This is a genomic window from Pseudomonas sp. NPDC089734 (assembly GCF_044748865.1).
Taxonomy (GTDB): Bacteria; Pseudomonadota; Gammaproteobacteria; order Pseudomonadales; family Pseudomonadaceae; genus Aquipseudomonas.
Map to the genome: position 1 here is coordinate 1 of NZ_JBIVGV010000046.1, position 2,010 is coordinate 2,010.

The following is a 2,010-nucleotide window of genomic DNA, read 5'->3' on the forward strand; positions in this document are numbered from 1 at the left end:
CCGACGACCATTTCCAGACTGCGTTCCACCGCCAGCCCGACCTTCACGTCCGGACCGACGCCCAGCTCGCGCAGCTTGTGGGCCAGCGGGTTGGCACGGCGGTTGAGCTGTTCGTAGGTCAGTTGCTCGGTACCCAGCGTCAAGGCAATGGCCTGGGGCACGCGAGCGGCCTGGGCTTCGATTACCTGATGGGCACACTGCTCGCTGGGGTAAACCGCCACATCACGGTTCCAGTCCAGCAGCGTCTGCTCGCGCTCAGTCTTGCTCAGCAACGGCAGGTCCGCGATGCGCTGATGGAGATCGGCGCTCATGGCTTGCAACAGATTGCGCCAGTGAGCGGCCATGCGCTCGATGGTCGTCCTGTCGAACAAGTCCGTGGCGTAGATCAGCGAGGCGCCCAGGCCATCGTCACGCTCACAGGTGTCCAGCGTCAGGTCGAACTGTGCAGTGTGTTTGTCCGATACCTGATACTCCAGACGCAGGCCCGACAACTGGCGCGCTTCGTTGCGCCCCTGGGTCTGGTGGTTATAGGCCACCTGGAACAGCGGGCTGCGGCTCAAGTCGCGCTCTGGCTGCAAGGCTTCCACCAGTTGCTCGAACGGCAGGTCCTGATGGGCCTGGGCCTGCAAGGCGGTCTGCTTGACCTGCTGCAACAACTGGGCAACGGTGGTCTGCGCCGAAAACTCGGCCTTGAGCACTTGAGTGTTGACGAAGAAACCGATCAGGCCTTCGGTTTCGGCACGGGTGCGGTTGGCAATCGGCACGCCGACACGCACATCGGTCTGGCCGGAATAGCGATGCAACAGGGTCTGGAACGAGGCCAGCAACAGCATGAACAGCGTCACGCCCTGCTGACGGGCCACGTCCTTCAAGCGACCCAGCAGTGCGTTGTCGAGTTCGACATTGATGCGCGCACCGCCATAGGTGCGCACCGCCGGACGCGAGCGATCGGTCGGCAGCTCAAGCACCGGTTGCTGATCGCCCAGCTGTTCTTTCCAGTAGGCCAGCTGACGTTCCTGCTCGCCCATTTCCAGCCAGTTACGCTGCCAGAGGGCGTAATCGGCGTACTGGACCGGCAAAGGCGTCAGTGCAATCTCGCGCCCCTGGCTGAAGGCCTCATAAAAACGCAGCAGTTCCTCGACCATGATCGGCATCGACCAGCCGTCGGAGACGATATGGTGCTGGGTCAGAACCAGAACGTGCTCGTTATCGCTCAGGCTCAGCAGCCTGACGCGCAACAGCGGCCCCTGCTCCAGATCGAAGGGGCGCTGCACTGCCTGATCGACGTATGCCTCGACCGTTTCTGTGGCCTGGAGCCGGTCAACGTTCAGGGTGAAGGTCCCTGCCGGATGCACGACCTGAACCGCTTCGTCGCCCTGCTGCCGGAAGGTGGTGCGCAATGTTTCGTGACGTTCGATCAACGACTCGACGCTGCGACGCAGTGCTTCGACGTTCAGGGAACCGTGCAGGCGCAAGGCCAGAGGGATGTTGTAGGCAGCGCTCTGTGGTTCCAGTTGCCAGATGATCCACTGTCGCTGTTGGGCAAAAGAGAGCGCAGAAGGCTCCTGCGACTCTCTCTTGAAGATTGGCGTGACTCCGTAAAGATTCACCCCCTGTCGCTTCAGCAGTACCGCCAGCGCCTTGCGTTCACGGGCGGACAGCGATTTTACGGACTCAAGCAACTCTTGCACGGGGGTATCTCCTGCTAAGCAATCAAATTATCAATTTCCTCCGCTGATAAACGTTTGAGTGCCTCCAGTGATTTAGTCAATTCGTCCTGTGCGTGGTCACTTTTGCCATTTTTTTGTTGAATGGCCGCGCTGAGACCCGCCAGAGAGGGTTGCTCGAACAACTCTTTCAACGAAACCTCATGCTGCAATTGCTCACGCACACGGACCAGCATCTGCACCGCAACCAGCGAGTGACCACCCAGCTCGAAGAAGTTGTCGTTCAAACCGACCTGCTCGACCTTCAGCACGTCCGCCCAGATCGCTGCCAGTTGTTGCTCCA

2 protein-coding genes are annotated in these 2,010 nt (G+C 60.4%); both read right to left on the minus strand.

What is annotated here, in order from left to right; translation table 11 throughout:
- Positions 1 to 1,691 (minus strand): condensation domain-containing protein (locus tag ACIPY9_RS24560; protein ID WP_400707818.1); only part of this gene is annotated, 1,691 nt, incomplete at its 3' end.
- 14 nt (positions 1,692 to 1,705) lie between these two features.
- Positions 1,706 to 2,010: phosphopantetheine-binding protein (locus ACIPY9_RS24565; protein ID WP_400707821.1), on the minus strand; the 305-nt coding region annotated here is incomplete at its 5' end.